Source organism: Bernardetia sp. MNP-M8, assembly GCF_037126285.1.
Taxonomy (GTDB): domain Bacteria; phylum Bacteroidota; class Bacteroidia; order Cytophagales; family Bernardetiaceae; genus Bernardetia.
In genome coordinates this window covers 124,873-150,954 of record NZ_CP147012.1, presented here as the reverse complement: position 1 = coordinate 150,954, position 26,082 = coordinate 124,873, and the positions used below count along the sequence as shown (strand labels likewise).

The following is a 26,082-nucleotide window of genomic DNA, read 5'->3' as shown; positions in this document are numbered from 1 at the left end:
ATTTTTTTAACTTTCACAATTTATTAGGAAACATTTTTTGCTATGAATAATTCTCTCAAACTCACTATTTCTACAAATCATTTTTTAAAAGTTCTTGTTGTTTCGATTGCTGTTGTGGCAATTTGTTATTTTGCTTCTTCTGTTTTATTACCTCTTTTTCTAGCTATCATTTTGGCTACTGTTTTGGATAAGCCTAACGAATTTTTTATGCAAAAATGGAAGTTTCCGAAGTGGTTGGCTATTACTTGTTCTATGGTTTTATTGATAACTACTGGTGTTGCGATAAGTGCAGTTGTGACCAACCGAGTAGAAAATATTTCAGAAGATTGGGAAGAGATTCAAAAAAAGTCTACTCAAAAAATAGATAAAATGGAAAGTTGGTCTGAGCAAAATTTGGGTTTCAATCCTATCAGAATGGCTTCTAATTCTGAATCCTTCAAAGATCAATTGAAAGGCTACGGTAAAAAAATGGCTGAGTCTTTAGTGACTCTTCTTTCTCAATCTTTTATTATTCTTATCTATATTGTTTTACTATTGATGCAAAAAAAGATGTTGCAGGGTTTTTTCTATACACTCACTCCTTCTACAGAGTTATCAGCCATGAGAGAAATTGTTAAAGAATCAGGTGAAACAGTTAGTAATTATTTAATAGGAAAAGGTAAAATCATGACAATTTTATTTGTCATGTATTATATTGGTTTTTTGATAGGAAATGTTCCTTATGCGTTGTTTTTGGCTCTTTTTGCAGCTTTATTCTCTATTATTCCTTATGTTGGAAATATTATTGGAGGTGGTTCTGCTCTTGTTTTAGCTTCTTTGTATTCTGGTTTGACTTCTGGTCTTATTGTTTTGGGCGTGCTTGTGATAGCTCAAATATTGGAAAGCTATATTCTTACACCTTGGATTGTTGGCGACGAAATAGACTTAAATCCATTTGCTACTATTTTTGGAGTAGTTGTTTTTTCAGCTCTTTGGGGAGTAGTAGGTGCTGTAATTGCGCTTCCTGTAACAGGTGTTTTAAAAGTGATTTTTACGCATATAAACGGACTTGAAGCGTATGGATTTTTATTAGCTAAAAATAAAGAGGAGAAAATTGAAAGTTATTGATTGGATTAAATAAAATAACTATTTTGAAGTTTACTAGTAAACAGCTTCAATCAAATCCTCCATTTTATGAAAATTAAAGAAATCACACTATTTACAAACCAATTAACAGAACAACTTTATTTTTATAAAAAAACTCTTGGTTTCGAAATAAGCAAAACGAGTATTAGAAATTTTACTCTACAGATAGGTTTTACCAAAATTACTTTCGAAGCTAGTGAACAAAAGCATATTTATCATTATTGCTTTCTTATTCCCTCTAATCAGTTGGAAGCAGCCATAAAATGGTTGAGTAGTAGGTTAGATATTATAAAAATTGAAGATAAAAGGATTATTCAACGTTTTGAGAGTTGGAATGCTGATTCTATTTATTTTTATGATGGTGCTGGAAATATTGCAGAGTTTATTGTTCGTTATGACCTAAAAAATGAAACAGCTAAGAAAGAATTTGATTTATCTCAAATCCTTTGTGTAAATGAAATTGGAATGCCTACCAAAAATATAAGAGAAGTAAACCAAAAACTAGAAACTGAACTAAATTCAAAGTTTTGGAAAGGAGACTTGGAAAGTTTTGGTACAAATGGAACACAAGAAGGATTATTTCTTCTACCAAATAATGAAATTAAAAAAGAATGGTTTCCAACAGATTTGGAAACAGAATCTTCTCCATTTTATGGAATTTTTGAAATAGGTAGTTATTTATATGCTATGCAATTCAAGAAAGGAAAAGTAAATCTTTTTGATAAGAAAAAAGTGTAAATATAATTTTACATGCTTGCTCCTACAAACATAAAAAATACAAGAACAAGACCAAACAAAACTAAAGTAAGAAGTGTGATGATTCCTGCAAATTTGAAAAGTGATTTTAAGTTTTTAAATCCTTCTTCTAAGGCTTTATTGTCCGAATGACGTATCGATTCTTGTGTTTTCTGAGCAAAGAAAAATAGATACAAAGATGGAATAAGATAAGCCAAGGCAGTTAAAAAATAAATTAGTACGATGCCTATTTTTGTACTAACAAGTCCAAAATTTCCGAATTCTTGATTAATATCAGATGAGTCTGTAAAAAAAACAGCTACAATAATCAAAACCATAAGAGCTGTAAACAAAAATCCCAAGATGGCTACTATTTTTCCCCAAAAAGCTGCCGTAGCAAGAAAATTTTTCGAACGGTTAGTAATTTGAAATCCTGTTTCTGAATAAAAAGAATCTTTATCTAAAAAATTATCGTTTTGCATGTTTTTTTTTAATAGGTTGGAGAAGCGTGTCTAATTTTTCTAGGTGCAGTATTGAGAAATGAAATTACTTCATCTAAGTTTTCAAAATGCTTTGCACCATTAGCAATTACCATTTTAGTAACAGCATTCATAGATTTTATTTGTACAGCATCAAATTCTTTATCTCCGTCTTTTGTCAGAAAACAAAAAAGAGTTTTTTTAGGTCTCTTATTTGAGTCATCTACTACTTCTGCCACCGAATAAACTCCTTTCATCATTGGAGTAAGTACATACAGACAGTATTCACAATGTTCTCTTTCGTGTAGCTCTTTTTGGTAGGCTTCATCGTTCCATTCTTCCACCACAGGGTCAAAATAATCTATATGTAGGCGAGGCATTACATAGTTTCTCCATTTCGAACCATTTACAGTTCCTCCTAAAAATACTTTTGGCATTTTCTTATAATTTAAAAAAATAAATTACTAATTAATTTAAGATAATTTCTTTTCACGAGTTATGTTTTCATTATCTTCTTGTAAGGCAGGATTTTTTTGTTTTTTATCTGTTTTCTTATCTATTTGTTTCCAACGCTGTGTTTCAGAGTTCAAAATAGCTTCAATTTTTTCTACCAAACGAGGAAAAGCATCAGCTTCATCATACGGCTCACTGCGTGTCATGTACATATAACGCTCATGGCGCATCATTTCGCACGTTACTCGGTATTCTTTCCAAAGTTTGTGATGTTCATCCAATTCTAAAAAGCTATTCATAATTACTAAAGCAACACCAGCTAATGCAGCAACCACTTGCAAATAAACACCCAAATCATTTTCTTGAACAATTTTGAATGCTCCAAAAGTAATTACGACAGGAATAAGAGCTGCAATGATAGCTTCAGCTCTTTTTATACGCTTATATTTTTTTTTGTTCTCGCTACTTTTTCTATCATACCAGTTCATTTGGTCAATCAGCCGTTCATTGATATATTCTTCATCATTTTCGTAAAAAATTGTTCTTTCTAATGGATTGTGATTATAGGCTTGTCCAGAAAAATTAGCTTTTGAAGAGTTTTTTTCAGTAGAAGAGGAATTATTTTCCATAAAAAAAATAGTTAGTAGTGATAAGTAGTTAGTTATTTACTTCATAGTGTGAGTTTTGACAATCAAAATATATCAAAAAATAAAATCAAAAACCAATTTACATTTCTATTTACTTAAAAAAAATAAATTTTAGCAGATATTTTAAAATTTTATTGTTTGACTACGTTCATCATTTGTAAAATTTAGAAACTCTTTCGTTTTTTCTTTAGTCATATAAAGCATATTTCTTTGGTCATTAAATAAATCCATCAAAATCATATTTTTTATAGAAATAGATTCTTTTTCACTTGAATTTTCTTTTTCCAAAGTTCCATATATCCAAACTACATCTCCTTCAAACTCTAGCCCAATATAATTTATCTCTGTTTTTTGAGAATTAATAGTTATATCAACTACCTTTTTTAGATACTCATAAATATATTTTTTGGCTTCTTTGTGTTGTGTTTTGGTAGAAAGGTTTGGTTTAGATTTTTCAAAAATAGTTTTATAATTCTTTCGAAGTGCATTTTCCAAGTCATCTATAAAAATTTTATGAGAGATTTGAATTTCTGTTTTTTCACCTTTTTCTTTAAAATCCATTTCTGTAATGCTCAAATGAATAGCGTGTTTTGGAACGAATGAGAAAAGACAAAAAGTTAGGAATAAAATAGTGTATAAATGTCGTTGGTAAGAACACCAACAACGACTGTGTTTCTTTGAATGCTGATTTTTTGACATGTTTTTATTTAAAATTATAAAACTAAATTTGCTACTACTAAAAGGAAAAACTAATTTCCGTAATCCGTAATTTCTAATTTTCTTCTTCCTCATCAGGAAGCATTTCAATATCATGAATCAAGACACGCTTTGAAATTTGCTGACCAGTAGAAGTTGCTGCAAGACCTCCCAAAGCCGTTTCTTTATATCTTGCTTCCATACTTTGTCCAATTTCGCCCATCGCAGCGACACATTCATCAACAGGAATAACAGCATTTACATTAGCCAGCGAAATTTGAGCCGAAGAAAAAGCAATAGCAGCAGCACTTGCATTTCTGACTACACAAGGAACTTCCACCAAACCAGCCACAGGGTCGCAAACCAAACCAAGCATACATTGAATTGTAATTGCCACAGCTCCAAAAACTTGATTTATATCTCCTCCCAAACAATATACCATTGCACCTGAAGCCATTGCAGCAGCACTTCCTGTTTCGGCCTGACAACCACCGACAGCACCAGCCAAAGAAGCATTTTGTTCGATAATAAGTGCAATTCCAGCAGCTACCAAAAGTCCTTCTAAGATTTTATGTTCTTCTATTCCATGAATTTCCTGCAAAGTGTAAAGCGTTCCAGGTAAGATACCTGAAGCTCCAGCTGTTGGTGCAGCTACAATACGTCCCATACACGAATTAACCTCTTTTGCAGCTAACGCACGAGCTATCAAATGTTGAAATTCTAACGATAAAACAGGCGTAGGGTAGCGATAAACTTTTTTTGCACCATTGTTTATCATTCCAGAACGAGAAATCATTTCTTCTTTCAGACCTGTTTCGACAGCATCTTTCATCACACCAAAGGCTTTACTAAGGTTTTCAAAAATCTGCGTTTCGGCTTTTCCTCTAAGCTGAGTTTCGTAATCTAAAACAGATTTATATAAAGGTTCGTTATTAGTTTCACAATGGTTTTGCCAGTCTTTAAATGAATCGAATAGTAATGACATAATTTTATTTTTTTGTGTTGTGTATTCTATATGATGAACCATCAAAGAGGTGTTGTCGTCGTTGAGGTTTATAAATTTAAAAATCCTCGTTTGACGGCAACGACGGTTTAGCATTTAATAATAAGCTAATTTACCAAATTTCTATCCATTCGTATAACAAAATGAAATTGGTTTTGATTTTTTATATTTGCAAAGTAGCTTTCATCATTAAAAATTCTTCAAAATGAAAAAATGTATTCTGACTTTTCTGTTTTGTTTTTGTAGTTATTTGTGCTTTGCTACTTGGATTGACCACCAACATTTCAAAACAGGCGAAACAGAATTGAATGAAGATGCAAAAAGGGAGTTGAATAAAGTAGTTGTTTATCTCAAAGAACATCCTTTTGTCAATATAAAAATAAGTGGCTTTGCTGATAAATATGAATGTAAAGATTCCTTAGATGCTATTCGCTTAGGTTGGGAAAGGGCGCATAATTGTCAATATTATTTATCTCAAAGAGGAATTTCGAAGTGTAGAATGCCCATTTATTCTTATGGAAAAAATAGACCAACTGTACCTAGTGATATTAATGGAGTTCCGAATAAAGCAAATCAAGTATAAATAGAAGAGTAGAAACTTTTCCTATTACTCCAAACTACAAAACGTATGTTTTTTATAAAGTAAATACTTATGATTCCTTATTGAAAGTTGTGGAAAGGTTGGATACGGAATACTATTTTTTAGAAAATACAGAATTGATTATTTTTCCTACTAGAGGCAATTATTCGAATCTTGAACAGGTTTTGAAATATAGTTTTAGATTTTTGGATCTTAACAATGTGCTTATTGATGCTAAATATTTAAAAGAAAGCTTTGAAAATGAAAATTTGATAGAAAGTTTGAAAAAATATAATTTTGATATAGCTATTGATGATGCTGGTTTATATATAGACGAAATTAAAGTTGATGAGAGTTTTAATTTCTATGTCTGCGTTCTTGAATGGACATGCGAAGAGTAATTTTATAACAAAACAAAGCAGAACATAAATCGAATTATATTCTGCTTTAAAAAATAAGTGAAGTTATACCACAAATTACTTTTCAGCAACAATGACAATATTCCAAGCTAATCTATTTATTAGAGGAATTTTTAATAAAAAATTATCTAACGCTGAAAGAGGCTTAAACCACCAGCCGATTGTTTTTTCATTTTCTTTATAAATGCGTTTCCAATAACGCACTTTATTAGGATTGTAACGCTTTATCAAATAATAATATAAAAATAACCAAAGTGTAGAAAGCCAAAATTCTTTGTGATGAACATTGGAAAAAGTAGCTTTATATTTTTTTAGAATATCAAAACCCAGAGGCATTTCATCAATCGTTCTGACATCCATTGCCATTTTTCGATAAACATTAATGACAGGATTATATTTTATTGGATCCCACGTATAGAGTTTTCCACCCTTTCGTAAAAACTGATGTATATTTTCTAACCAAATAGTATGTTCAGATTCAGGAACGTGGTGCATTAGGTTTGCACAATAGACAATATCAAAATAATCTTTCTCAAAAACCATTTTTTCGGCAGGAGAAATCACAACATTAATTTTTACTCCATATTGTTTGGCTAACTCTTTTGCAAGTTCGCCCATTTGTGGAGAAATATCTGTATAGGTCACTTCTGCGCCTTGCATAGCAAAATAAACTGAGCTTTCGCCCAATCCTGCACCAACATCAAGTATTTTTTTACCTTGCAGATTGCCCATTTGCTCAATCATATAACGATTTTCGATGGCACAAAGTCCTTCAAAAAGTGCTACTACATCTATTTCTGCAAGGTCTTCGGAAGTTGCCCAATCGTCATGAAAATCAGCTTCTCTTTTGTGAAGGTCTTCATGTTTTCCTTGTTGCTCTAATTCTGTATTGCTAATTGCCATAAAACAGCTTTTTCTTTATGAATAAATAAGTATTCAAATTACGAATTGAAATTTTATGCAAAAATACGGAATTATAACTAAATCATTTTTATTAAAAATTAGTAAAGGTTATTTTGCTTCTTTATTCCAACAATTTCATTCAATTTTAGCTCTAAATTTTTTATGTAATCTAATGTTTTTTTGGGTGCAGGTTCTCTTCTATACAATTCTCTTTCGTTATCTTTTCTAATATCAATTTCTTGCAAAGGACGTTCTCCTAATTTTATTTTTGTTCCATTTTGTTGTGCAACATAAACTTCTAAGGTAATCAGATAATAATTTTCATCTGCTGTTGAAGTTCGTTTTGTTTCAAATTGTAATTCTGTTATTTCCGAAAAATTGATTTTTATAGCTTTTGTAAATGGTTGTTCTCTTACAAAAAAGACTTTATTAGTTGTGTTAATGATGGTTTCTCGCAAGGGTAAAAAATAAACAGCTAAAGTGATTACAAAAAATAAAATCCAAACAATGCTTCTAAAAATAGTATCAGTTACTTTATTATTCTTAAAAGCTGAAAAAGGAATATAAATAAGTGTCATCAAGACAAGCCAAATAATAAATGCAAAAAATAGTCGCCAACTACTATTTGCACGAACTAAAGGAGCGTTGAGAAAAATATACGAATCTGTTTTAAAGTATGCCCACCACGAAAAATATTCATTTTGAAAAGGCAATAAGATTTGTTTGACTTCTGTATCAGCGAAATGACTTAGTAAAATAGGAATTCCTTTTGCTAATCCAATCCAAAATAGAATTATGGCTACTAACCAAATCCAAGTAGAATAAGAAGTTTTAGTTTTTTGAGCATCTTTCATAAAAACGAAAATTTAGAAGAATTAATTTTTGTAAATCTAAAAAATAGGTAAATCTTTAATCATTTTATAAGAATTTGTAGCAGTAGTTTTTTCAAAAACTCCTAATTGCATTCCGTTGGTTATCATGACAAAAGGCGCATCAATACAATAATTATAAACAGCAACTTGTGAAAAAACATTCGAAGAAAGTGGAATATGAGCAGCTTTACATTCCACAACCAAAAAAGGATTTCCAGTTCTATCAAAAACCAAAATATCAGTTCGTTTCCTACGCTCTTGAAAATGATGTTCACTTTCTATTTGCATTAAGTTTTTAGAGTAATTTTGAGAAAGTAGAAAATGAATGACATGCTGACGAACCCACTCTTCAGGAGTAAGTAAAATCCATTTTTTTCTTATTATATCAAAAATTTGATATTTTTTAGTAGATTTATCTTTAATCTTATCGGTAAGTTTGTCAGTATTACTTTCTACTTGCTTGATTTTGGCTTCAAAAGAAGGAATATTGAGTTTGGGGAATATATTTTGCACTATTTTATAAGGATTTATATGTAATTTTGAAAATTAAATTCTTTAGAATAGCTATAAAGCAATAAAAATTAAATAATTAATAACTTAAACACACAACTACATTGGGAAAAAATTATACGACTTCGTATGAAGAAGATCACTCGCAACACGACATGTCTAAGAAAGAAAATATTGTCAAAGACTGGTTGCCACGTTATACAGGACGCAAGTTAGAGGATTTTGGTGAATTTATTTTACTTACCAATTTTATTGGTTATGTAGAAAAATTTGCTGAGCGTTTTGGCGTAGAAGTAAATGGAAGAGATAAGCCTATGCAAACAGCAACAGCTGATAATATTACGATTATCAATTTTGGAATGGGAAGTGCTATGGCTGCAACAGTTATGGATTTACTTTCTGCTATTGAGATAAAAGCCTTGTTGTTTTTGGGAAAATGTGGAGGCTTAAAGAAAAAAAATGAACTAGGAAGTTTTGTCTTACCTATTGCTGCTATTCGTGGTGAAGGCACAAGTAACGATTATTTACCAAATGAAGTTCCTGCTTTGCCTTCTTTCCGTATTCACAAATCGGCTTCTATTGTTATCCGAAATCATCAATTGGATTACTATACAGGAACAGTTTATACAACAAACCGTAGAGTTTGGGAACACGATACAGGTTTTAAAAAATACTTGGAAGATATGCGTGTAATGGCAATTGATATGGAAACAGCTACCATTTTTACAGTTGGTTTTGTCAATGAAATTCCTCGTGGTGCGCTACTTATGGTATCAGATAATCCAATGATTCCAGAAGGAGTAAAGACTTCAAAAAGTGACTCCTCAGTTACATCATTATTTGCAGAACGTCATTTGCAAGTTGGAATTGAAACATTACAACGTATTGCAAAATCAGGCGAATCGATGAAACACATGAGATTTGAGTAATTTTTGGAGACTAGGAAATAGGAATTGGGAATTGGGGAATACAATTACACAAAAAATCATTTTAATTTAATGCCGTTGTTGGTGTTTTAGCGAAGCGACACCAACAACCTTACAATTTACCATTCACAATTACTTTGAGTATTTTATCATTTTTTAAATTTTTACAGTCTAAGAAAAATCCTTTAGAAAATAAAGAAGTTTTAGCAAATTCTTCTTCTATTTCTAAGGATTTTTTAGTTCGAAACAATAAAAGGAAAAAATATTTTTCAGAACCTTCTTATTCTGTGTCTCTTCCTAGCTTAAATTCTGAGCTGATTTCTCCAAAAACGGTTTCTATTCCCCAATTTGAACAAACGGCTAGTTTTAGTCCTTTTTGGATTGCTTTTCCAGAACAAGAACAGGCAACAATTCAGACCGATTTAATTTCTCGTTGGACACTCACAAACAAAACGCTAATTTATAAGCGAGAAGGAAAACAAAAACGTTTTATTCTTTCTCAAGTTGAAAAAATAGAACTTCGTTACAAACGTTTGATGTTTCCTTTGCTTTTGGGGGGAATTGGAGGAGCTTTTTCTATTGTTGCAAGTCTGAAAGGTTCTTTGAATCTTTGGATTGGAATGGGATTAGGAGCTGTTGGTTTACTGCTTTTTTATTATGGAGTCAAAGGACGTTATCAGTTAGAGATTTATATGAAAAGTAATGCTATTCATACTTTTTTTATAGAAGACAAAGGCAGAAACTGGGATGGCTTTTTTAAGAAATTAAATTATTTTTGGAGAGTGAATAGGTAAATATCAATTACGAATTACGACCTGTTAAAGCAGCGAAGCTAATTAAAAATTACGAATTGAAACACAATACAAGTCAATTACGATCACAACTTGTTGATTATAAAACAATTAATAACTGTAGTTACGCAGGAATATATTTTTGTTTGAGTTTTTGCACATTGTCAAAAGCTACTTTTATAGCCTTGATATAAATTTTTTGTTTTAGAGCTGTTTGATTTGTTTTGATGGTTTTAGCAATACATTCCCATTCATAAAACGCAAATAAGCACATAATACAATGATTTTGTTGTGTGTTAGCTTTATGAGCAGGAGATTTTGCATAATTCAAATTAGATTTTATAGAACGATGATGCTCCTCTACTTTCCACCTTCTTTTGTAGATTGTAGTGATTTGAGAAAAATCAAGCCCTTCTTTACTACATACTAGATATAAACAACCTTCACTTTCATCTTTGTTTTTAAAGACTTGTTTCACTAAAGAGAGTGGAAAATCTACTCCTTTTAGATACACCGTTTGGGTAGTCTTATCTTCTATAATGAGTTCAGATAAGGCTTGATAATGACCTTTTTGCTTCTCTGCTAGGCTTAAAGCTACTTTTCTATTTTTTTTGATAGCAAATATGAAATTCTTTTTGTGGGTCTGTTTTACCCACTTCATATTTTCAGCAGAACAAAACCAAGAATCGGCTAATACAAACTCAAAGTTGATTTGATTATACATCGCTTGACTTACCAACTTACGAAACTTAGAATTTTTATTCTCTGGACTTCTTCTTTTTACTACGCCTTTATTTTCATAATATTCTGTTTTGTGAACAAAATCAAATCCTACTGGAATAGAAAAACCACCACATTCAAATAAGACACTTAGCTGATTAATCCCTTTTACACTACGTTTTAAACTATGATCATAATGCCAGCTAATCAAAGCGTTTTCTTGCATATACTGTTTTTCTTCAATGTGGTCATCTAAAATCAGAACACCGTCTGAATGACAAGTGGACAAAGAACGAACAGTAGGTTTTACCTTTAACCAAAGCTCATGAGAGCCGATAGAATCATTTAAAAAACGAGTAAACTCGTCATGACTAATTTCATTATCTAAAATAGACGATAAACCTGTACAAGTAATCTGACCACTACTAGCTAATAAATAGCTACTATACAAATTGCCTAAATAGTTGTTCATAACGTTTTTTTTGCTAATTTAAACCTAATTAGACAAAACAAAAAATAGCTGCGTAACTCCAGTTAATAATTTTAAAATAGCAGTCTATTTAATTTATGTCTCTAATTGTATCTTCTCATTTAAAGAATCTTTGAAATGAATATCAAAATTTTTATTATTTTCTTCCTTTCTTATTTTGTTTGTTCTCATTTTGTGACTGCTCAAATAGATTCTACAAAGAGAAGTTTGTATTTGAAATGTGCAAATGAAGTCATTATTAATTATCCAAAAGATATAGATACTACAAAGATTACTTTTGAAGTAAAGGGAGGAGGAATAATAATAAATTCAGTTTCTAAAATTATTCTTATTCCTCATTCTGCCAAATCTACCTTACAAGTTTTGTATAATGGAAAAGAGCTTTTTAGTAGAAAATATAATGTAAAACTAGTTCCTGCACCTGAAATAAAATGTATTCTTACTAAAGATAAATTTCCTAGAAGGTTACGAGTAGATGTAATTCCAGATAAGAATTTTCTTAAAAATTGTCCTTTGGATGCTCGTTATCAATTTACTTTTATAGCACAATTATATAAAGATAGAGAGCTGGTAGTAGATAATTTATTCACAGATAGAAAACAGCAACTTACTCAACAGGAGTGGTTTGAAATAAGAGAGTTATTTAAAAAAAATCCAACGTCAAAGTGGATGATTGTAATTGATAGATGTTCTTTACAAAGAATGAATTTTGAAGGAGAACTTGAAGGTTTATGCTTTCCTGCAATTTATCGCTTTGATTATACTCTAGAATCTTTTGAAAGATAAATTCTAAAATCCTTCAAACAGCTTATTCAAAATTTTATTCTTTATCTTTAAAAATACCGATTTTCTCAACTAACTACTTTATTTATGAAAACTACCAATTTATATTCTGTATTTTTTCTATTGCTACTTACTTTTTCAAGTGGTTTATTATTTTCGTGTGGAGGAACTGACCAAAAAGAAGCTACTGAAAGTAATGAAACAGACTCTGTAACTGTAGAAACTGAAACAGTAGTTGAAATAGTTAATCCATCAGAAGAATATCAGACTTTTGTATCTGCTTTAGACACAACAAAAATGAGTTCTTCCAAACAGGCTGCTGAAAAATTTCAAGAATTATATGCCTCTGCTACACCTGAACAAGCTGATGAAGGTTTTCTGATTTTTGATAAATTATATACTTCTCTTGCCTATAATTTGGATGAGCAACACTACAAAAATGGAGAACAAAGTGGGCAATATGATAAATATGACCAAATTGCAGGAATATATAATGGCTATAATGATGGAAAAGATGCTTCACCTGAAATAATGGCTTATCATAAAGAACTTGCTAGTCATGGTTTCGGAATTGGAATGGTAGAAGGCTCAACTTTTATCCTTCAAAATAGAGATTTTCTAAAAGAATATTTTTATGACAAAATTTCTGAACCACTACAAAAATATCTTGTTCAGAAAAATAAAGAAGCAAAAGAAATGTTTGCAAGTGATGGAGGTTTGATTATTTCACCTACTCGTTTGGCAGAACGTATAATTTGGGCAGAGAATTTTATAAAAGAAAATCCTGATTTTTATTCTGAATTAATGGACGAATTGAAAGGTTCTAAAAAAATATATCTAACCTATCTTTTAGAAGGAATGGATAACACACCACTTTTTGATTATCAAACCAAAGAAATAACTCAAGATTTTCAAGAAGCTTATCAAACTGTTACAAGTAGTTATTCAGATACAGAAACGGCTGCTATCATAAAACCTTATTATGAGGCTATCAAAAATAAAAACACCAAAAAACAAGAAGAATTGATGGCAAAATATCAAGCTGAAGGTAAAATTTATAAAAACGAATATTAAATTATAATAGCTGTTTGAAGCGTCGGACGCTTGAAACTTGCCGTTGTCGGTGTCTCACCGACGACACAGAGCAAAAAAATCAAGAAAGACTTTTCTTAAATGCTTCAAAAAGCTCTAAAAGACGAATATCTCCACTTGTAGATGCCAAAGGTTCGGCAGCTACATCTCTTGAAAAAGTTGGGCGATACAAATAACCTCCAGTAATATTATCTTTTCGTTCATAAAAATAAATGCTAGGAATATTATTGGTGTACGTATTTTTATCAAAAAATAAGGGCGAAAGGTTTAGTATTTCTTCTTGTAGATTGGTTTGTTTGGTAATACAGACCGAATGACTATCCGTATAATAACTCAAAGGTTCTTTTTTGATTTGTCCAGATTGGTTGGTGTCAGCAAAAAGATGATTCAAGGAATGAACAAAGTTAGCTTTACTGTTTTTGAGCTTAATAACACGAATACTTCTGATAGAAATGAGTTCGTAGTTAGTCAGGAAAGCTAATTGTTCTAAAATAATAGTCAAATGATTTTCAGCATCTAAACATTGATTTTCAATCATTTCATTATTCCATGTAGCTGCTTGTGTACGCCAATTTTGATACAAACTCTCTAAAGAATGATAGGCATCTTGAAATTTTGTTTCCTCAAATTCTTTTTTCCATTCTTGAAGTTCTGAAATATAAGGTATTCTATTATTTTTTAAAAATAACTCCAAAATTTCCTCTACTAAAGGTAAATATAATGAAGGTGTAGGATTATCTATTTCCTTAAAAAGAGAACTGAAAGTAGTAGAGAGCGAAATAGAATGTTTTACTTTTTCGTCCCAAAGTTCAGCCAAAAGTAGATATGCCATATAACGCATGGTAGCAAAATAAGTACGCAAAATCTGATTTATTCTACCTAAATTTCGCTCTTGTTCAGAAGGCGAAGGCGCAAAAAGTCGTTTGAGTTCTTCGGCTATGAATAAAGGAAAATAACGTACAATCTGATTGGCTCGTTGAGTTAGTTGAAGGTTTTCTGTATAATTTGTATCGCCTTCATCATCTTCAAAATAAGAACTCAACTCATCATCAGCAAATGGATTTTCGATTTCTAAATCTCCTTCTTCTACAACTGTTCCGATTTGTAGGTTTCTATATTTAGCAACAGCATAAAAAACAGGTAAAATTATATTTCTATTAAGCTGTGTAGAAGGAACAACTGTATTCGAATTATTTTTGGCGAAAATAAGTTCCTGAACCAAATTTGTATTTACTTGGCGAGGTTGAGGAAAACCTTTTGAAGTCAGATTTTTTTCTAATTGAAGATAAATATCACGCAAGGCAAGTTCTGTTTTGCGAATATTAATTCCATTTTCTAAGATATTTATAAACTCACTTGTAAAAGCTGAATATTCTTCTGCTGGAGGATATTTTGACGGAGTATTTTTCTTAGAAGAAGCCAAAACATAAAAATTAGTTTTTCGAAACTGCTCAAATGCTTTTTCACTAAAACATGCATCCAATACCAAAACAACCAATAATCTTTCTTTCTGAATAACTCTATTAATGGCATCAATCGAAACACCTGTAAAAAAAATATCTTCTACTTTGGTTTCAGTTGTACTTAAATAAAGATTAAAATCCTCATCCAAAATTCCGTGTCCAGAATAATAAATAACCAAGCTTTTTTGAGCATTTTGAGCTGCTGTTTTGATTACTCGCAAAATTTCTTGAGGTTGAGCTGCATTATGAAGTGTCGTGATGTTCTCCTTGTTTATTCCAACAGTAGGCGAGGCAAGCACTTTTTCAAGTTTGTCGACATTGGTTTTGGCAGCAGCAAGGTCATGCAGTGACTCATCAGCAGTATAACTGCTAATGCCTATCAAAACGGCTTGTGTCTTTGCTGCGTCTATTAACCTCATGAAATAAAGTAAGAATTTAGAATTTAGAAGTCAGAATTAAAATACAATTATAGTGAATTTAAAAAAAGTATTCTCTGCGTTCCTCTGTGAACCCTGTGTTTAAATAAAAAAAATTATTTTGAAAGAGAAGCTAGTTCTCTAATAAGGTCTGCTGATTGGTCATTAAGCTGTTTTGCATTTACTTTAAATTTTGTTCCATCTGCTTTTTCAAACTCAACTGTTATTTCTTCTCCTCTTTTGGTTTGTCCTTTTTGTGTAAACCAAGTTTGTAGAGCTTTTACAAGTTGAACCACGGCTGGTGCACCCAAAACAACAGCTAAAGTAGCTTCCATAGCTCCTCCTGCTTCGTCTTCTTTCAGTTCTGCACGTTCTTGATTTATTTTTTGATAATCCAAATCTTCATCATTTTCTAACCAAATTTTTAGATTTTTAGCTTCTTTGCTACTTTCTTCGTCTGCCAAAACGTGGATTTTTAGAGTATTCATAAAGAGTATTTTAGATTAAATGAAGTAATAAAAAAAACAAAATAACTTTTATAAATCCATTTCTTCTTTAGGGAAAGGATTTAAAACGCAATATATAAAAAAAAGAGTGCAATAATAAGCTATTTTGACAAAAGAGTAAAGTGTAAAAACTTCGAAACCTATAATTTGTTAAGAATAAAAGAATAATTAATACATATCAGCTAACCAAGTAACCAAAACTGGTCTAAATACGTTATTTTGCTGAATTGTTTAGATATGACTCTCCAAAAATATTTATTATGCGTTTAAAAGCTGGTCAAACTGCACCTTTGTTTTCTTTAGAAGATATTTATGGCAGAAAAATAGATTTATCTTCCTATAAGGACAAAAATAAAAAAATCTTGATTTCTTTTTTCAGAAATGTAGCTTGCCCATTTTGTAATTTTAGAATTCATCAATTGACAAGAAAAAAAGAAAAATGGAAAGACAAGCTAGAAATGATTTTTTTCTTAGAATCTAAAAAAGATGTTGTTTTGCGTAGCACATTTCATCAAGATGTTTCTCCTATTCCAATTATTAGTGATGAAAAAAAGGTTCTCTATCAAGAATATGGAATAGAAAAATCTACTTTCAAATTTTATGGAACTTTGCTTTCTGCAAAACATAGAACCACATTCAAGACAGCCAAAGAAATGGGGCTGGCTGTAGATTCTGGTGAGGGATTGACGAGAACTATTCCAGCTGATTTTTTATTAGATGAGAATCTAAATATCATAGAAGTCTATTATGGTGCTAGTGCAGCCGACCATTTGCCTTTTGAAAGAATAGAAGCTGTTTTATAGAAAGTTAAACTCATTTTTGTCTTTATTTTTACGAATAAACAATTGCCGTACTCACTTAGTATTTACTTTAGATTTTAATTCCTTTTACTTTAAAAAAAACTTATGTCTAACCGTTTAGAAACTGGTCAGCCAGCTCCTTTATTTTGCTTGACTGATATTTATGATAGAGAAATCGATTTGTCAGCTTATAAAAACAAAGGCAAAAAAATATTGATTTCTTTTTTTAGAAATGTAGCTTGCCCTTTTTGTAATTTTCGAATTCATCAATTGACAGCTAAAAATGACCAATGGAAAGATAGTTTGGAAATGATTTTCTTTTTGGAAGCAAAAAAAGACATAGTCTTGCGTAGCTCTTTTCATCAAGGAGTTTCTCCTATTCCGATTATTGCAGACTTTGGAAGAGCAACCTATCGAAAATATGGTACAGAAGTTTCTGCTGAAAAATTTAATGCCACTATTAATTCAAAAGAACAAATGGCTATTCATTCCAAACTAGTTGAAAAAGGTTATGAAATAGATTCTGGTGAAACTCAAATTCATTCTATTCCAGCTGACTTTTTAGTAGATGAAAATCTGAATATTATAAAAGCACATTATGGAAAAGATATTCCAGACCACTTGCCATTTAATCAAATAGAAGAACTTGTTTTTGGAAATAAATAATATAAAAATAATCAAATGAAAAAGTCCAAAAAATAAATCATTCTTTGATTTATTTTTTAGACCTTTTAGCTTGCTCTTCCTCAGCTTTTCTGTCAGTATTGAGTTGCATAATAAGATGTGCAAACGTAGCTGTTAAACCAAGTAAAATGAGTGTGATTGTAAAGAAAGGAAAGCTAAACTCTAATTTTTTATCTAACCAATTTCCTCCAAAACCTCCTAAAATTACAGAACCTATCATCTCCATTCCAATACTAGAGTATTTGATGTATTTATTAGATCCTTTTTTTAGAGCATCTTCTCTTTTTTTAGAAGCAACATCTAATTTTTCTGTATAAGAGTTTTTAAAAGTAGGAACAGGTTCTATATTTTCTACAGAAATTGTTTTGCTAATCTTATCGGTATCAGTATTAAAATTTTTATTCAATTCTTCTTCAAATTCCCTATCTAATTTATCTTCAGTTTCTTTCAATTGTCTATGAAATTTATCTTCTAAATCAGAGAATTTATCTGATGAGTTTGAATTATCTTGAGGTTTGAAGTTCTCGTTCTGATTTTTGTTCGATTTGTCGTTCATTCTTTTTACCGTTTATTCCAGAATTAGAAGAGCTATTTAGAGTTGGATTTTGTAATGAGGTTGTTACTTTTGGAGCTTCTCCTACTTTGCACTGACCATTTATTTTAGCACCTGGTTCAGTTATCATGCGCAGCGCACAAACATCACCATTAATAACAGCATTTGCTTTCAAGATAAGCAGTTCAGCAATAAAAAGATTTCCTGTAACTTCGCCTTCTATTTCTGCATTACTAGATACAAGATTTCCCTTTAGGTTTGATCCACTTCCTAAAGCTACTTTAGATTTGGATGTGATATTTCCGTTGATTTCTCCATCAATTCGAATATTTCCTTGTGTTATCAGGTCACCTATAATTTTAGTGCCTTTACCTATAATATTGTTTGCTTCTACCTCTGTTGAGCCTACTGTTTGTTTTTTCGATTGGAACATAGCCATAAATATTTTTTATTTTAATGATTTGTACAAGATAGCTTTTGCTATTCTGTTTGCTTAATTAACCTTTAAATCAATTCTGTGTAAATTTTTTTATAATCTATTATTTATGTAGGATAGTCTCTATGTTTATATTTTGCAAATGTAATCAAATCACACGAGTTTTTATAAAATATATAAATTTGATTTTTTGCAAACAAATAACTGTTTTTTATTAAAATTGTGGTAGAATAATTTGCTGTTCTGCACTGAAATAGAAAGGCAATTTGTCTCTTTTATTTTAAAAATACAAATAATTCTTGTATTAAAGGAATTTATTATAAAAAAATGCTCAAAATTCGCTCTGCATACTAATTACTTCTGAGTAATTCTAAGTAAACTTGGGATTGGCAATAATCTATGTCGTCGGGGAAACACCAGTTATCTGCTATTTTATTTTTTACACCAATTTACCATTAATCTACATTCTGTCTAGCAAAAAAAGTCTTTTACGTTTTTTTGCAAAAGACTTTTTTTAAATTGTATTCTGAGACTACTAAACAAGAATAGCTTTTAGTTAGCTGCTCTTGCTTTGAGTTTAGTTCCGATTCTTACACCAACCGAAATATCCATAGAAAAAAGTTTGTACTGTCTTTCTAAATCTAAAAATTCTAATCCCAATTCTATCCAATCATCAGTAAAGGGAGTTGGACGTTTATCTATGAGTTTATTTGAAATAAGTCTTGCACCTACCCCAAAATAAAAGTTGCTTGTCCATGTCTTGACGAACTTTCCTTTCCAACCTTTACTATATTGTATTCCTATAGAACGCCTTCTGACTCTATAATCTGATTCATAACTAGCTCCTGCCACTGTCCAACTTTGCGTTGTTGGATCAAAAAAATATTCATCATATACTATTTGTTTCTCCTTATAATTCATATTTCGAAACATAAATTTTATGGCGTGATAGGAAGCCTTTTGAGGATTGTTTGTTGTATAAAATCGTATTTCAGGTTTTATAACGTAACTAGGATAATTAGAATGAGGTAAAGGAATTCCACTATTTTCTAGATTTCTTTCTTTTCTGAAGTTTAGGATATATCCTATGTCTGTATAAAGAGAAATTTTATCTTCTAAAAAATATTCTGTTCCAAAATAAACTGTTGCAAAAGGTTCTAGAAGAGCAATAGGAGAAAGATAAAAATCTAGGTCAGATTTTTTATAATTAGAATAAATAAATTGTTGCTTTACTTTTCTTTTTATAATAATTGTATCGTACTCATACTCATCTTCTATTACATCTACTTGAGCATAGCTATTTGTAAAATAAAAAAAGAATATTGTTAAAGTTGAAATGAAATAAATACAATTGTTTTTTAAGTATATAAAATTCATATTGTTTTTTATTTAAATATTGTAGTGTAATTTATTTTTTCTTAAAAGAATAAATAATTACTTAGTAAATTTAAATAACTACGAAGACTAAACAATCTTTGTGGCAAAATCTAAAAAAATAAAATTTTTTTTCCTTATCCTAGAAATAAAAAACAGATTTAAAATACCGTGTGGTTATTTGAATCTGTTTTTTAAATAAAGTTAGGCAGCATTTTTTATCCATTCTCTAGCTTCTTCTTCACTTTCAAAATATTCGGCATTTATTTTTATGTTGGCTTTATCAACTACACCTAAAATAACATTCATCATGTTTTCTTGAAACTTAGTTTTAGGCTTTACTATTCCTACAGTTACATCTTTCTCTGCCATCGCATAAAATTTAGGCGCAAAATAAGAAGCAAACCAACTGCGAGCTGAAAAAGGAACAGAAAGTGGAAAGTTTTTATCGTCTACTACAGAGAGAATAATTTTTCTATACGGTTTTGTTTCACTACTTTCTAATATAGCAGAATAGGCAGCTTTGTAATCTTCTTCGGTTACTTTTTTTTGTAATCGAATAAGATAGTAATTTGTTTCTGTATCAATATAAGAACTAGCACATTCATCGACACTTTGATAAAGTAGATGCATATTTTAATTTTATTTGGGGGTAAAGTTAGATAAAATGATAGTGTTAGGTTAAAGTTAGAAAATATACGAAAAAAATAAATCAAATTTGGTTTTTCTACATAAAGCACAATCAAATTTGTAGTGCTTTTCATTTTAATTTTAATTTTTTCCATTTTTTCTAAAATAGAATCCTTTTTTTTAGTAGTTTTGAAACTGTTTTGCTAATAACCATTATCCAACCAAACGTACAAACTGATTTCTTTAGCCTCTATGGAAAGTATTTGGAAAAGTATTTTATTGTACAAAGAAAATGACCCACTGATTTTTACGAAAGTATTATTTTGGTTTTTCTTTGCGCTCGTACTTTTCGTTTATCAGTTTGCAAAAGATAAACAGATTGCCAGAACTTCTTTTCTAGCTATTTTTAGTCTTTATTTTTATTATCTATCAAGTGGTTGGTTTTTTCTACTTCTGATTTTTTCTACTATTGTAGATTATTTTATTGGGGAATCTATTTTTAAAAGTGAAGACGAAAAACATCGGAAATTACTTGTTACACTTAGTGTAGTCATTAATTTATCAGTCTTAGCTTATTTTAAATATACTTTTTTCTTTGTCGATTCTCTTAATACCACTTCTGAATGGATTTCAGGAACTTCTTGGGATATTGCCAAAACAGACTATTTTTCTTATTTCCTCAACCTTATTGTAGGAAAGCCTTATTTTGATACCACTTCTATTTTCCTTCCTGTTGGTATTTCATTTTATACCTTTCAGACAATAAGTTATTCTATAGATATTTATAGAAGGCAGCTAGAACCTGTCAAAAATATAGTAGATTTTGGGTTTTATGTGAGCTTTTTTCCTCAACTTGTCGCAGGACCTATTGTGAGAGCATCTGAGTTTGTACCACAGATTTATAAAAAATACAAACTTTCAAGTACAGAATATAATGAAGCTATTTTTCTGATTATCAATGGTTTGGTTAAAAAAATGTTGATTTCAGATTATATTTCTGCTAATTATGTCGATAGAGTTTTTGCAGAGCCATTTCAATACACAGGCTTTGAAAATCTGATGGCTGTTTATGGCTATGCGATTCAGATTTATTGCGATTTTTCGGGTTACACAGATATTGCAATTGGTGTAGCTTTGCTTTTAGGTTTTCGTTTGCCTATTAATTTCAATTCTCCTTACAAATCTGTGAGTATTACTGATTTTTGGCGCAGGTGGCATATTTCGCTTTCTTCTTGGCTGCGTGATTATTTGTATATTCCTTTAGGTGGAAATAGAAAAGGCAAAGCAAGAACGTATGTGAACCTATTTCTGACTATGCTTTTAGGTGGACTTTGGCACGGAAACGCTTGGCGTTTTGTCATTTGGGGTGCACTTCATGGAGTTGCTTTAGCTGTTCATAAACTTTGGCTTACTTTTGTGGATATTCCAGAATCTTGGCAAAAATCAAAGATTTATAACTTGATAATGCTCATCATTACATTTCATTTTGTCTGTTTTTGTTGGATGTATTTTCGTGCTGCCGATGTTGCGACAGTCAATTTAATGTTAGAACAGATTTTTTATAAGTTCGAATTTACAGGTATTTTTGAAAGGATTGCAGCGTATAAAACTATTTATGCCGTCTTGCTTTTAGGTTTTGTAATCCACTGGTTGCCAGAAGATATAAAAGCAGCAACACGAATTGCCTTTGCAGACCTTCCAGATGTTGTGAAAGCAATTATTATTGTAGCTATTCTGTTAGTTTTATTTCAATTCAAGACAGCAGGGATTCAGCCGTTTATTTATTTTCAGTTTTAAGAATTTCAAAAAATGAGAATACTAATTGGTCTAATTTTCTTTAGTTTTATTTTTTCTTGTGTTTCTCCACCGAAGATAAGTAATGTTCAAATTCAAGTTTTAACTCCAGTTAAAAAAACAATAGAAGAAATAGGTACAGTATATTTATGGGAAGGAATACCAGATACTTTTAAATTAAATCTAAAGAATGATTCTAGTTTTAATTTGAATATATCATCTATTTATGATTGTACAGGTTTTCGTGGTTTAAGTAGTTATGGGAAATATCAACTAAAACAAGATTCTATTCTACTTCATTTTGAAAAAGCAAAAGGAGGGAGAGATATGGCTAGTTTGGTTGAAGCCTTTTCTAATAGAACTATAAAATCATATTTTTCAGAATGTAAAATTAAACTTTTGAGTATAGAGCTAAAGAATGAATCTTGTAAGTAGTTGTCCTAAATCAGATTGTTATTCGTATTTAATCTGTATTTTAAATCCTATCAATCCTACAAATCCTTAACTATCAAACAAGTGTATTTTCCTTGCATAATCACTCACTAATCAAATAAGTGTATTTTATACCTCACTCTACTCATTTTTTGGATTTATAGTTGCGTTTTGCTTTTCGTCCTTTACGGTTGGCACAAAGAAATTGTGTTTGATAATGTCGTTGGTGGGGACACCAACAACGGCGAGAAAGAAATCAACAAGGGCAAAAATTATATAGAAAAAAACAAAACTCGTTTTTCAGTTTTAATTCCTGTCCGAAATGAAAGTCAAAATATTGCAGTTTTATTAAATGATTTGGCTTCACAAGATTTAGACACCAATAATTTTGAAGTTTTAGTTTTAGATGATAATTCTGATGATAATACGGCAGAAATTGTAACCAATTTAGTTCAAAAAATGCCATATTCTTTGCAACTTATTTCAGTTCCTATGGCTGATTCTGCACACAAAAAACGAGCAATTACTTTAGGAGTATCAAAAGCAAAGTTTGAATATATCATCACAACAGACGGAGATTGTAGAGTTCAAAAAAGTTGGCTTTCCACTTTTTCAAATTTCATTGATTATAAAGAAAAAAGAGATGAAAAAGCCTTTTTTATTGCTGGAGCTGTTCGTTTAAATTATAAAAGAGATTTTTTTGCAGCTTTACAGGCTTCTGAATTTGCTACATTAATTGGCTCAGGAGGTGCTGCTCTCAATTTGGGTTTTCCTTTTACATGCAATGGGGCAAATATGGCATACTCCAAGGAGCTTTTTGAAGAACTGGGAGGATATGAAAATCAAGAGAAAAGCAATACTATAAAAGATGGTTATCAAATCTCGTCTGGAGATGATGAGTTTTTATTACATAAATTTCACAAAGTTTATCCTAAGAATATTTTTTTCTTAAAATCAGATAAAGCAATCGTTGAAACAGAAGCAACTCAAACTTGGAATCATTTTTATAATCAACGCAAACGTTGGGCAAGTAAATGGAATCAACATAAAAAAATAAGTCATGCAGCAATTAGCATGTTTGTGTTTTTGGTTCAAGTTTTTACTTTATTAATGTTTGTTTTTATGGCTTTTGATATATTTACAACTGATTTTTATCTAACAAACTCAGAACTAAGAAAGTATCTTTATCTTACTTTTTTTATTAAAATGAGTACAGAATTTCTGTTTTTGTTTTCTGTATTGCATTTTTTGAGACAACTAAAAGCAATTTTTACACTGCCTTTTTGGTGGATGTTTTATAGTTTTTATGCTATATTTTTTGGAATTGCTGCACAGAAAAAAGGCTATAATTGGAAAGGTAGAAGAACAAAATAGTAAACAAATGTAACTAATGCTAAGTAATCTGACTTTATCAATCGTTTATTTTAAATAAGAATAGTTTTTATGTTACTTTCTTAGTAAATTAGTCGTTTAAAGTAATTTCTAGCAATGGAAAAGAAAAAACACCAATATTTTTTTATTTCCATTCTCAATTAATATTGCATTCGTTTATTTCTCTAAATGGCAGCAGAATTTGAGCATATATCGCCTTCTTCACAAATACGCAAACGCTTATTAAAACACAAACCAGCCATGTTTGGGCTTTTTGTCATTTTATTTGCTGTTTTTGTAGCCCTTGCAGGTCATACAATTATGCCTGACAAAACCCCAAATGCAAATGATGGAGCTGTGCAGATAGGTAAAGAATTACCTATTTTTGAAACAAAAATGTTGAAGTTTAGAAAACGAATTTCTACTGAACATACAGGTTTTTTTGAAAGTATTTATAATGGCGATGAAACTGACTACACAATTACACCAATAGATACCTTTAGGATTGTGGGAGATACAGTATTTTTTAAAATTTATGGAAGAGAGAAAAAAGAACTTTCCTATTCGCTCATTTATGCTACTAAACCCGTTTTTGCAGGTGTTTCAGGACTGCTTTCAGATGATTCTCTTAACTATAACTATCAAATAAAAGGTGACACAGTGCGCTATGTTGATATTCAGAAAAGAATACGAACAACTACTTTATTTGAGCTGGCAGAAGAATTCCAAAAAGAAAATATAGAAACTCGTACGTATTGGCTCGGAACTGACCGTTCGGGTAGAGATATTTTGAGTCGTTTGATGTATGGAACACGAATTTCTCTTACTATTGGTGCAATTGCTGTTTTGATTTCACTCGTTCTGGGAGTGAGTTTGGGCGCAATTTCTGGTTATTTTGGTGGTTGGATAGATAGTATTATTCATTGGTTTATGACAGTAGTGTGGTCTATTCCTAGTATTATGCTTGTAATTGCAATTACCATTGTACTTCAAAGTAAAGGAATTTGGGTTGCTTTTGTCGCTGTTGGTCTGACGATGTGGGTAGAAATTGCTCGTATTGTAAGAGGAAAAATAAAAACAATTAAAAGGAAACCATTTATTGAAGCTACCCATGCTTTTGGAATGAGTCATTGGAGAATTATTTTTAGACATATTTTGCCTAATATGTTGGGAGAAATTGTAGTGGTTACGACTTCAAATTTTGCAGCAGCTATTTTGATAGAAGCAGGGTTGAGCTTTTTAGGCTTGGGTGTTCAGCCTCCTACACCTTCTTGGGGAATGATGGTTTCGGAAGGATATTCCGTTATTGGAACAAGTAATAGTTGGCATTTGATTGTCTTTCCAAGTCTTTGTATTAGTATTTTAGTTCTTGCTTTTAATCTTTTAGGAAATGGTCTGAGAGATGCCTATGACCCAAATACTAGAAGCTAAACTGTATTTCTTCTAACTGCATAACAAAAAACCTAGAGCAAAATAATATGTTCTAGGTTTTTTTGATTGCAAAGTATTTATTGCAAAATAATTACGGTTTTCCTTTATATGGAGAAGCATTATAATACTTCATTGCTTCTGGAAGCCATTTTTTGAGATTATTGATACGTGTAGAAGAATTTGGGTGAGTAGATAAAAATTCTGGTGGTGCTTGTCCTCCTGCTTGTGCAGCCATGCGTTGCCAAAAAGCAATTGATTCGGCTGGGTTATAACCTGCCATTGCCATAAAAATAATTCCTAAATGGTCAGCTTCTGATTCTTGATCTCTTGAAAACTTCAAAAGTCCTACCTGTGTTCCTAATCCAGCAGCTTGTAAAATTAATTGTTTTCCCAGTGTTGGTTTTTGATTCATGAGAGCTGATCCCAAAGATAAAACTCCTTGTGCAGCCATGCCTTGGCTCATTCGTTCATTACCATGACTAGCTACAGCATGTGCAACTTCGTGTCCCATTACCACACCAACCCCTGTTGGAGTTTGGCAAATAGGCATAATTCCAGTATGAAAAATCACTTTTCCCCCAGGCATACAGGACGCATTTGCAGAAGGTTCTTGTACTAAATTATATTCCCACTGAAAACCTTTAATTAAATCAGTTTTGTTTACCGATTTAAGATACGTTTCGACAGCATATTGAATTCGCTGCCCTACATTAGTTATAGTTTGTGCATCTGTTGTTCCTTTTACTACTTTTTGTTCACTAAGCATTTCGTTATAAGCCTGAAAACTCATCGAATTTATTTCAGATGCAGGAAGTAAAATAAGTTGTTTTCGTCCCGTAAGTGGTGCTGTTGCACATGCTGTTACAAAGTAGAATAAAACAATAAATGATAAATAAGAAAATTTTTTCATAAAAAAATAAAGTTTAAAAAGTGAGTTGAAAATAGGGCAATAAGAAGTCGAATGAAAA

General features: G+C 30.9%; 30 protein-coding genes. 14 read left to right on the top strand and 16 right to left on the bottom strand.

Annotation, left to right across the window (positions count from 1 at the left end):
- Nucleotides 1-42: 42 nt before the first annotated feature.
- Together V9L04_RS00670 and V9L04_RS00665 are read left to right on the top strand one after the other, a co-directional pair.
- Nucleotides 43-1,107: an AI-2E family transporter gene (locus V9L04_RS00670; protein WP_338792128.1), complete on the top strand. Its 1,065-nt coding sequence runs from the start codon at nt 43-45 to the stop codon at nt 1,105-1,107.
- 66 nt (nt 1,108-1,173) lie between these two features.
- On the top strand, nt 1,174-1,863 hold the full coding sequence (locus V9L04_RS00665) for a hypothetical protein (protein WP_338792127.1): 690 nt from the start codon (nt 1,174-1,176) through the stop codon (nt 1,861-1,863).
- Nucleotides 1,864-1,871: 8 nt separating this feature from the next.
- On the opposite strand, the gene V9L04_RS00660 is transcribed toward V9L04_RS00665, so the two are convergent.
- From V9L04_RS00660 to sdaAA, 5 genes are all read right to left on the bottom strand, one after another.
- Nucleotides 1,872-2,342: a DUF5362 family protein gene (locus tag V9L04_RS00660; protein ID WP_338792126.1), complete on the bottom strand. Its 471-nt coding sequence runs from the start codon at nt 2,340-2,342 to the stop codon at nt 1,872-1,874.
- An 8-nt stretch (nt 2,343-2,350) separates the two neighbouring features.
- Nucleotides 2,351-2,776 (bottom strand): nucleoside 2-deoxyribosyltransferase domain-containing protein, encoded by a 426-nt coding sequence (locus V9L04_RS00655; protein WP_338792125.1) that lies wholly within the window; start codon nt 2,774-2,776, stop codon nt 2,351-2,353.
- A 36-nt stretch (nt 2,777-2,812) separates the two neighbouring features.
- Nucleotides 2,813-3,421, bottom strand: coding sequence for a DUF4231 domain-containing protein (locus tag V9L04_RS00650; protein ID WP_338792124.1), 609 nt, complete (start codon nt 3,419-3,421; stop codon nt 2,813-2,815).
- 141 nt (nt 3,422-3,562) lie between these two features.
- The gene (locus V9L04_RS00645) at nt 3,563-4,138 is read right to left on the bottom strand and encodes a DUF6702 family protein (RefSeq protein ID WP_338792123.1); all 576 of its coding nucleotides are present in this window, start codon (nt 4,136-4,138) and stop codon (nt 3,563-3,565) included.
- A 73-nt stretch (nt 4,139-4,211) separates the two neighbouring features.
- Nucleotides 4,212-5,120, bottom strand: coding sequence for an L-serine ammonia-lyase, iron-sulfur-dependent, subunit alpha (sdaAA, locus tag V9L04_RS00640; protein WP_338792122.1), 909 nt, complete (start codon nt 5,118-5,120; stop codon nt 4,212-4,214).
- 223 nt (nt 5,121-5,343) lie between these two features.
- Here sdaAA and V9L04_RS00635 point away from each other — a divergent pair, with 223 nt between their 5' ends.
- Nucleotides 5,344-5,721 carry an OmpA family protein gene (locus tag V9L04_RS00635; RefSeq protein ID WP_338792121.1) on the top strand — a complete coding sequence of 126 codons (378 nt, stop codon included), beginning with the start codon at nt 5,344-5,346 and terminating at the stop codon, nt 5,719-5,721.
- Between the two features lie 89 nt (nt 5,722-5,810).
- The gene (locus tag V9L04_RS00630) at nt 5,811-6,119 is read left to right on the top strand and encodes a hypothetical protein (protein ID WP_338792120.1); all 309 of its coding nucleotides are present in this window, start codon (nt 5,811-5,813) and stop codon (nt 6,117-6,119) included.
- A gap of 75 nt (nt 6,120-6,194) precedes the next feature.
- Here the strand turns inward: V9L04_RS00630 and V9L04_RS00625 are convergent, their stop codons facing one another.
- The 3 genes from V9L04_RS00625 to V9L04_RS00615 form a co-directional block, all read right to left on the bottom strand.
- Nucleotides 6,195-7,040: a class I SAM-dependent methyltransferase gene (locus V9L04_RS00625; protein ID WP_338792119.1), complete on the bottom strand. Its 846-nt coding sequence runs from the start codon at nt 7,038-7,040 to the stop codon at nt 6,195-6,197.
- 98 nt (nt 7,041-7,138) lie between these two features.
- Complete coding sequence (locus V9L04_RS00620) at nt 7,139-7,894, bottom strand: hypothetical protein (RefSeq protein WP_338792118.1); 756 nt, start codon at nt 7,892-7,894, stop codon at nt 7,139-7,141.
- Between the two features lie 36 nt (nt 7,895-7,930).
- On the bottom strand, nt 7,931-8,425 hold the full coding sequence (locus V9L04_RS00615; RefSeq protein WP_338792117.1) for a type I restriction enzyme HsdR N-terminal domain-containing protein: 495 nt from the start codon (nt 8,423-8,425) through the stop codon (nt 7,931-7,933).
- A gap of 152 nt (nt 8,426-8,577) precedes the next feature.
- Here V9L04_RS00615 and V9L04_RS00610 point away from each other — a divergent pair, with 152 nt between their 5' ends.
- Nucleotides 8,578-9,351, top strand: coding sequence for an AMP nucleosidase (locus V9L04_RS00610; RefSeq protein WP_338794224.1), 774 nt, complete (start codon nt 8,578-8,580; stop codon nt 9,349-9,351).
- Between the two features lie 134 nt (nt 9,352-9,485).
- Nucleotides 9,486-10,142, top strand: a complete 657-nt coding sequence (locus tag V9L04_RS00605) for a hypothetical protein (RefSeq protein ID WP_338792116.1) — start codon at nt 9,486-9,488, stop codon at nt 10,140-10,142.
- A 121-nt stretch (nt 10,143-10,263) separates the two neighbouring features.
- On the opposite strand, the gene V9L04_RS00600 is transcribed toward V9L04_RS00605, so the two are convergent.
- A complete protein-coding gene (locus V9L04_RS00600) occupies nt 10,264-11,331 on the bottom strand; it encodes a transposase (RefSeq protein WP_338791501.1) in 1,068 nt (355 codons plus the stop codon).
- 135 nt (nt 11,332-11,466) lie between these two features.
- On the opposite strand from V9L04_RS00600, the gene V9L04_RS00595 reads away from it, so the two are divergent.
- Together V9L04_RS00595 and V9L04_RS00590 are read left to right on the top strand one after the other, a co-directional pair.
- Nucleotides 11,467-12,135, top strand: coding sequence for a hypothetical protein (locus V9L04_RS00595; RefSeq protein ID WP_338792115.1), 669 nt, complete (start codon nt 11,467-11,469; stop codon nt 12,133-12,135).
- 84 nt (nt 12,136-12,219) lie between these two features.
- The gene (locus V9L04_RS00590; protein WP_338792114.1) at nt 12,220-13,206 is read left to right on the top strand and encodes a hypothetical protein; all 987 of its coding nucleotides are present in this window, start codon (nt 12,220-12,222) and stop codon (nt 13,204-13,206) included.
- Nucleotides 13,207-13,285: 79 nt separating this feature from the next.
- Here V9L04_RS00590 and V9L04_RS00585 read toward each other — a convergent pair whose 3' ends face one another.
- Nucleotides 13,286-15,106 carry a caspase family protein gene (locus V9L04_RS00585; RefSeq protein WP_338792113.1) on the bottom strand — a complete coding sequence of 607 codons (1,821 nt, stop codon included), beginning with the start codon at nt 15,104-15,106 and terminating at the stop codon, nt 13,286-13,288.
- 113 nt (nt 15,107-15,219) lie between these two features.
- Complete coding sequence (locus V9L04_RS00580; protein WP_338792112.1) at nt 15,220-15,591, bottom strand: hypothetical protein; 372 nt, start codon at nt 15,589-15,591, stop codon at nt 15,220-15,222.
- 278 nt (nt 15,592-15,869) lie between these two features.
- Between V9L04_RS00580 and V9L04_RS00575 the strand changes: the two genes are divergently transcribed.
- Both V9L04_RS00575 and V9L04_RS00570 read left to right on the top strand, forming a co-directional pair.
- A complete protein-coding gene (locus tag V9L04_RS00575) occupies nt 15,870-16,412 on the top strand; it encodes a redoxin domain-containing protein (RefSeq protein ID WP_338792111.1) in 543 nt (180 codons plus the stop codon).
- A gap of 102 nt (nt 16,413-16,514) precedes the next feature.
- Nucleotides 16,515-17,075, top strand: a complete 561-nt coding sequence (locus V9L04_RS00570) for a redoxin domain-containing protein (RefSeq protein ID WP_338792110.1) — start codon at nt 16,515-16,517, stop codon at nt 17,073-17,075.
- A gap of 49 nt (nt 17,076-17,124) precedes the next feature.
- Here V9L04_RS00570 and V9L04_RS00565 read toward each other — a convergent pair whose 3' ends face one another.
- From V9L04_RS00565 to V9L04_RS00550, 4 genes are all read right to left on the bottom strand, one after another.
- Nucleotides 17,125-17,649, bottom strand: a complete 525-nt coding sequence (locus V9L04_RS00565) for an AtpZ/AtpI family protein (protein WP_338792109.1) — start codon at nt 17,647-17,649, stop codon at nt 17,125-17,127.
- Nucleotides 17,597-18,079: a polymer-forming cytoskeletal protein gene (locus V9L04_RS00560; protein ID WP_338792108.1), complete on the bottom strand. Its 483-nt coding sequence runs from the start codon at nt 18,077-18,079 to the stop codon at nt 17,597-17,599. The genes V9L04_RS00565 and V9L04_RS00560 overlap by 53 nt, the downstream gene beginning before the upstream one ends.
- Before the next feature lie 555 nt (nt 18,080-18,634).
- Nucleotides 18,635-19,459 carry a hypothetical protein gene (locus tag V9L04_RS00555; RefSeq protein WP_338792107.1) on the bottom strand — a complete coding sequence of 275 codons (825 nt, stop codon included), beginning with the start codon at nt 19,457-19,459 and terminating at the stop codon, nt 18,635-18,637.
- A gap of 201 nt (nt 19,460-19,660) precedes the next feature.
- The gene (locus tag V9L04_RS00550) at nt 19,661-20,089 is read right to left on the bottom strand and encodes an STAS/SEC14 domain-containing protein (protein WP_338792106.1); all 429 of its coding nucleotides are present in this window, start codon (nt 20,087-20,089) and stop codon (nt 19,661-19,663) included.
- A 249-nt stretch (nt 20,090-20,338) separates the two neighbouring features.
- Here V9L04_RS00550 and V9L04_RS00545 point away from each other — a divergent pair, with 249 nt between their 5' ends.
- The 4 genes from V9L04_RS00545 (at nt 20,339) to V9L04_RS00530 (ending at nt 25,114) form a co-directional block, all read left to right on the top strand.
- Complete coding sequence (locus V9L04_RS00545; protein ID WP_338792105.1) at nt 20,339-21,883, top strand: MBOAT family O-acyltransferase; 1,545 nt, start codon at nt 20,339-20,341, stop codon at nt 21,881-21,883.
- Nucleotides 21,884-21,895: 12 nt separating this feature from the next.
- Entirely contained in the window at nt 21,896-22,315 is a 420-nt protein-coding gene (locus V9L04_RS00540; protein WP_338792104.1) for a hypothetical protein, read from the top strand.
- Between the two features lie 168 nt (nt 22,316-22,483).
- On the top strand, nt 22,484-23,686 hold the full coding sequence (locus V9L04_RS00535) for a glycosyltransferase (protein ID WP_338792103.1): 1,203 nt from the start codon (nt 22,484-22,486) through the stop codon (nt 23,684-23,686).
- A 186-nt stretch (nt 23,687-23,872) separates the two neighbouring features.
- Complete coding sequence (locus tag V9L04_RS00530; protein ID WP_338792102.1) at nt 23,873-25,114, top strand: ABC transporter permease; 1,242 nt, start codon at nt 23,873-23,875, stop codon at nt 25,112-25,114.
- Nucleotides 25,115-25,205: 91 nt separating this feature from the next.
- Here V9L04_RS00530 and V9L04_RS00525 read toward each other — a convergent pair whose 3' ends face one another.
- A complete protein-coding gene (locus tag V9L04_RS00525) occupies nt 25,206-26,024 on the bottom strand; it encodes a M48 family metallopeptidase (protein ID WP_338792101.1) in 819 nt (272 codons plus the stop codon).
- Between the last annotated feature and the right edge of the window lie 58 nt (nt 26,025-26,082).

Bases quoted from the DNA above. Each gene is read 5' to 3' on its own strand.
- V9L04_RS00550 (WP_338792106.1), bottom strand. From the start codon at position 20,089: ATGCATCTACTTTATCAAAGTGTCGATGAATGTGCTAGTTCTTATATT.
- V9L04_RS00565 (WP_338792109.1), bottom strand. From the start codon at position 17,649: ATGAACGACAAATCGAACAAAAATCAGAACGAGAACTTCAAACCTCAA.
- V9L04_RS00670 (WP_338792128.1), top strand. From the start codon at position 43: ATGAATAATTCTCTCAAACTCACTATTTCTACAAATCATTTTTTAAAA.
- V9L04_RS00540 (WP_338792104.1), top strand. From the start codon at position 21,896: ATGAGAATACTAATTGGTCTAATTTTCTTTAGTTTTATTTTTTCTTGT.
- V9L04_RS00645 (WP_338792123.1), bottom strand. From the start codon at position 4,138: ATGTCAAAAAATCAGCATTCAAAGAAACACAGTCGTTGTTGGTGTTCT.
- V9L04_RS00525 (WP_338792101.1), bottom strand. From the start codon at position 26,024: ATGAAAAAATTTTCTTATTTATCATTTATTGTTTTATTCTACTTTGTA.
- V9L04_RS00635 (WP_338792121.1), top strand. From the start codon at position 5,344: ATGAAAAAATGTATTCTGACTTTTCTGTTTTGTTTTTGTAGTTATTTG.
- V9L04_RS00625 (WP_338792119.1), bottom strand. From the start codon at position 7,040: ATGGCAATTAGCAATACAGAATTAGAGCAACAAGGAAAACATGAAGAC.
- V9L04_RS00650 (WP_338792124.1), bottom strand. From the start codon at position 3,421: ATGGAAAATAATTCCTCTTCTACTGAAAAAAACTCTTCAAAAGCTAAT.
- V9L04_RS00580 (WP_338792112.1), bottom strand. From the start codon at position 15,591: ATGAATACTCTAAAAATCCACGTTTTGGCAGACGAAGAAAGTAGCAAA.
- V9L04_RS00665 (WP_338792127.1), top strand. From the start codon at position 1,174: ATGAAAATTAAAGAAATCACACTATTTACAAACCAATTAACAGAACAA.
- V9L04_RS00570 (WP_338792110.1), top strand. From the start codon at position 16,515: ATGTCTAACCGTTTAGAAACTGGTCAGCCAGCTCCTTTATTTTGCTTG.
- V9L04_RS00600 (WP_338791501.1), bottom strand. From the start codon at position 11,331: ATGAACAACTATTTAGGCAATTTGTATAGTAGCTATTTATTAGCTAGT.
- V9L04_RS00620 (WP_338792118.1), bottom strand. From the start codon at position 7,894: ATGAAAGATGCTCAAAAAACTAAAACTTCTTATTCTACTTGGATTTGG.
- V9L04_RS00555 (WP_338792107.1), bottom strand. From the start codon at position 19,459: ATGAATTTTATATACTTAAAAAACAATTGTATTTATTTCATTTCAACT.
- V9L04_RS00585 (WP_338792113.1), bottom strand. From the start codon at position 15,106: ATGAGGTTAATAGACGCAGCAAAGACACAAGCCGTTTTGATAGGCATT.
- V9L04_RS00655 (WP_338792125.1), bottom strand. From the start codon at position 2,776: ATGCCAAAAGTATTTTTAGGAGGAACTGTAAATGGTTCGAAATGGAGA.
- V9L04_RS00595 (WP_338792115.1), top strand. From the start codon at position 11,467: ATGAATATCAAAATTTTTATTATTTTCTTCCTTTCTTATTTTGTTTGT.
- V9L04_RS00610 (WP_338794224.1), top strand. From the start codon at position 8,578: ATGTCTAAGAAAGAAAATATTGTCAAAGACTGGTTGCCACGTTATACA.
- V9L04_RS00560 (WP_338792108.1), bottom strand. From the start codon at position 18,079: ATGTTCCAATCGAAAAAACAAACAGTAGGCTCAACAGAGGTAGAAGCA.
- sdaAA (WP_338792122.1), bottom strand. From the start codon at position 5,120: ATGTCATTACTATTCGATTCATTTAAAGACTGGCAAAACCATTGTGAA.
- V9L04_RS00590 (WP_338792114.1), top strand. From the start codon at position 12,220: ATGAAAACTACCAATTTATATTCTGTATTTTTTCTATTGCTACTTACT.
- V9L04_RS00530 (WP_338792102.1), top strand. From the start codon at position 23,873: ATGGCAGCAGAATTTGAGCATATATCGCCTTCTTCACAAATACGCAAA.
- V9L04_RS00545 (WP_338792105.1), top strand. From the start codon at position 20,339: ATGGAAAGTATTTGGAAAAGTATTTTATTGTACAAAGAAAATGACCCA.
- V9L04_RS00575 (WP_338792111.1), top strand. From the start codon at position 15,870: ATGCGTTTAAAAGCTGGTCAAACTGCACCTTTGTTTTCTTTAGAAGAT.
- V9L04_RS00660 (WP_338792126.1), bottom strand. From the start codon at position 2,342: ATGCAAAACGATAATTTTTTAGATAAAGATTCTTTTTATTCAGAAACA.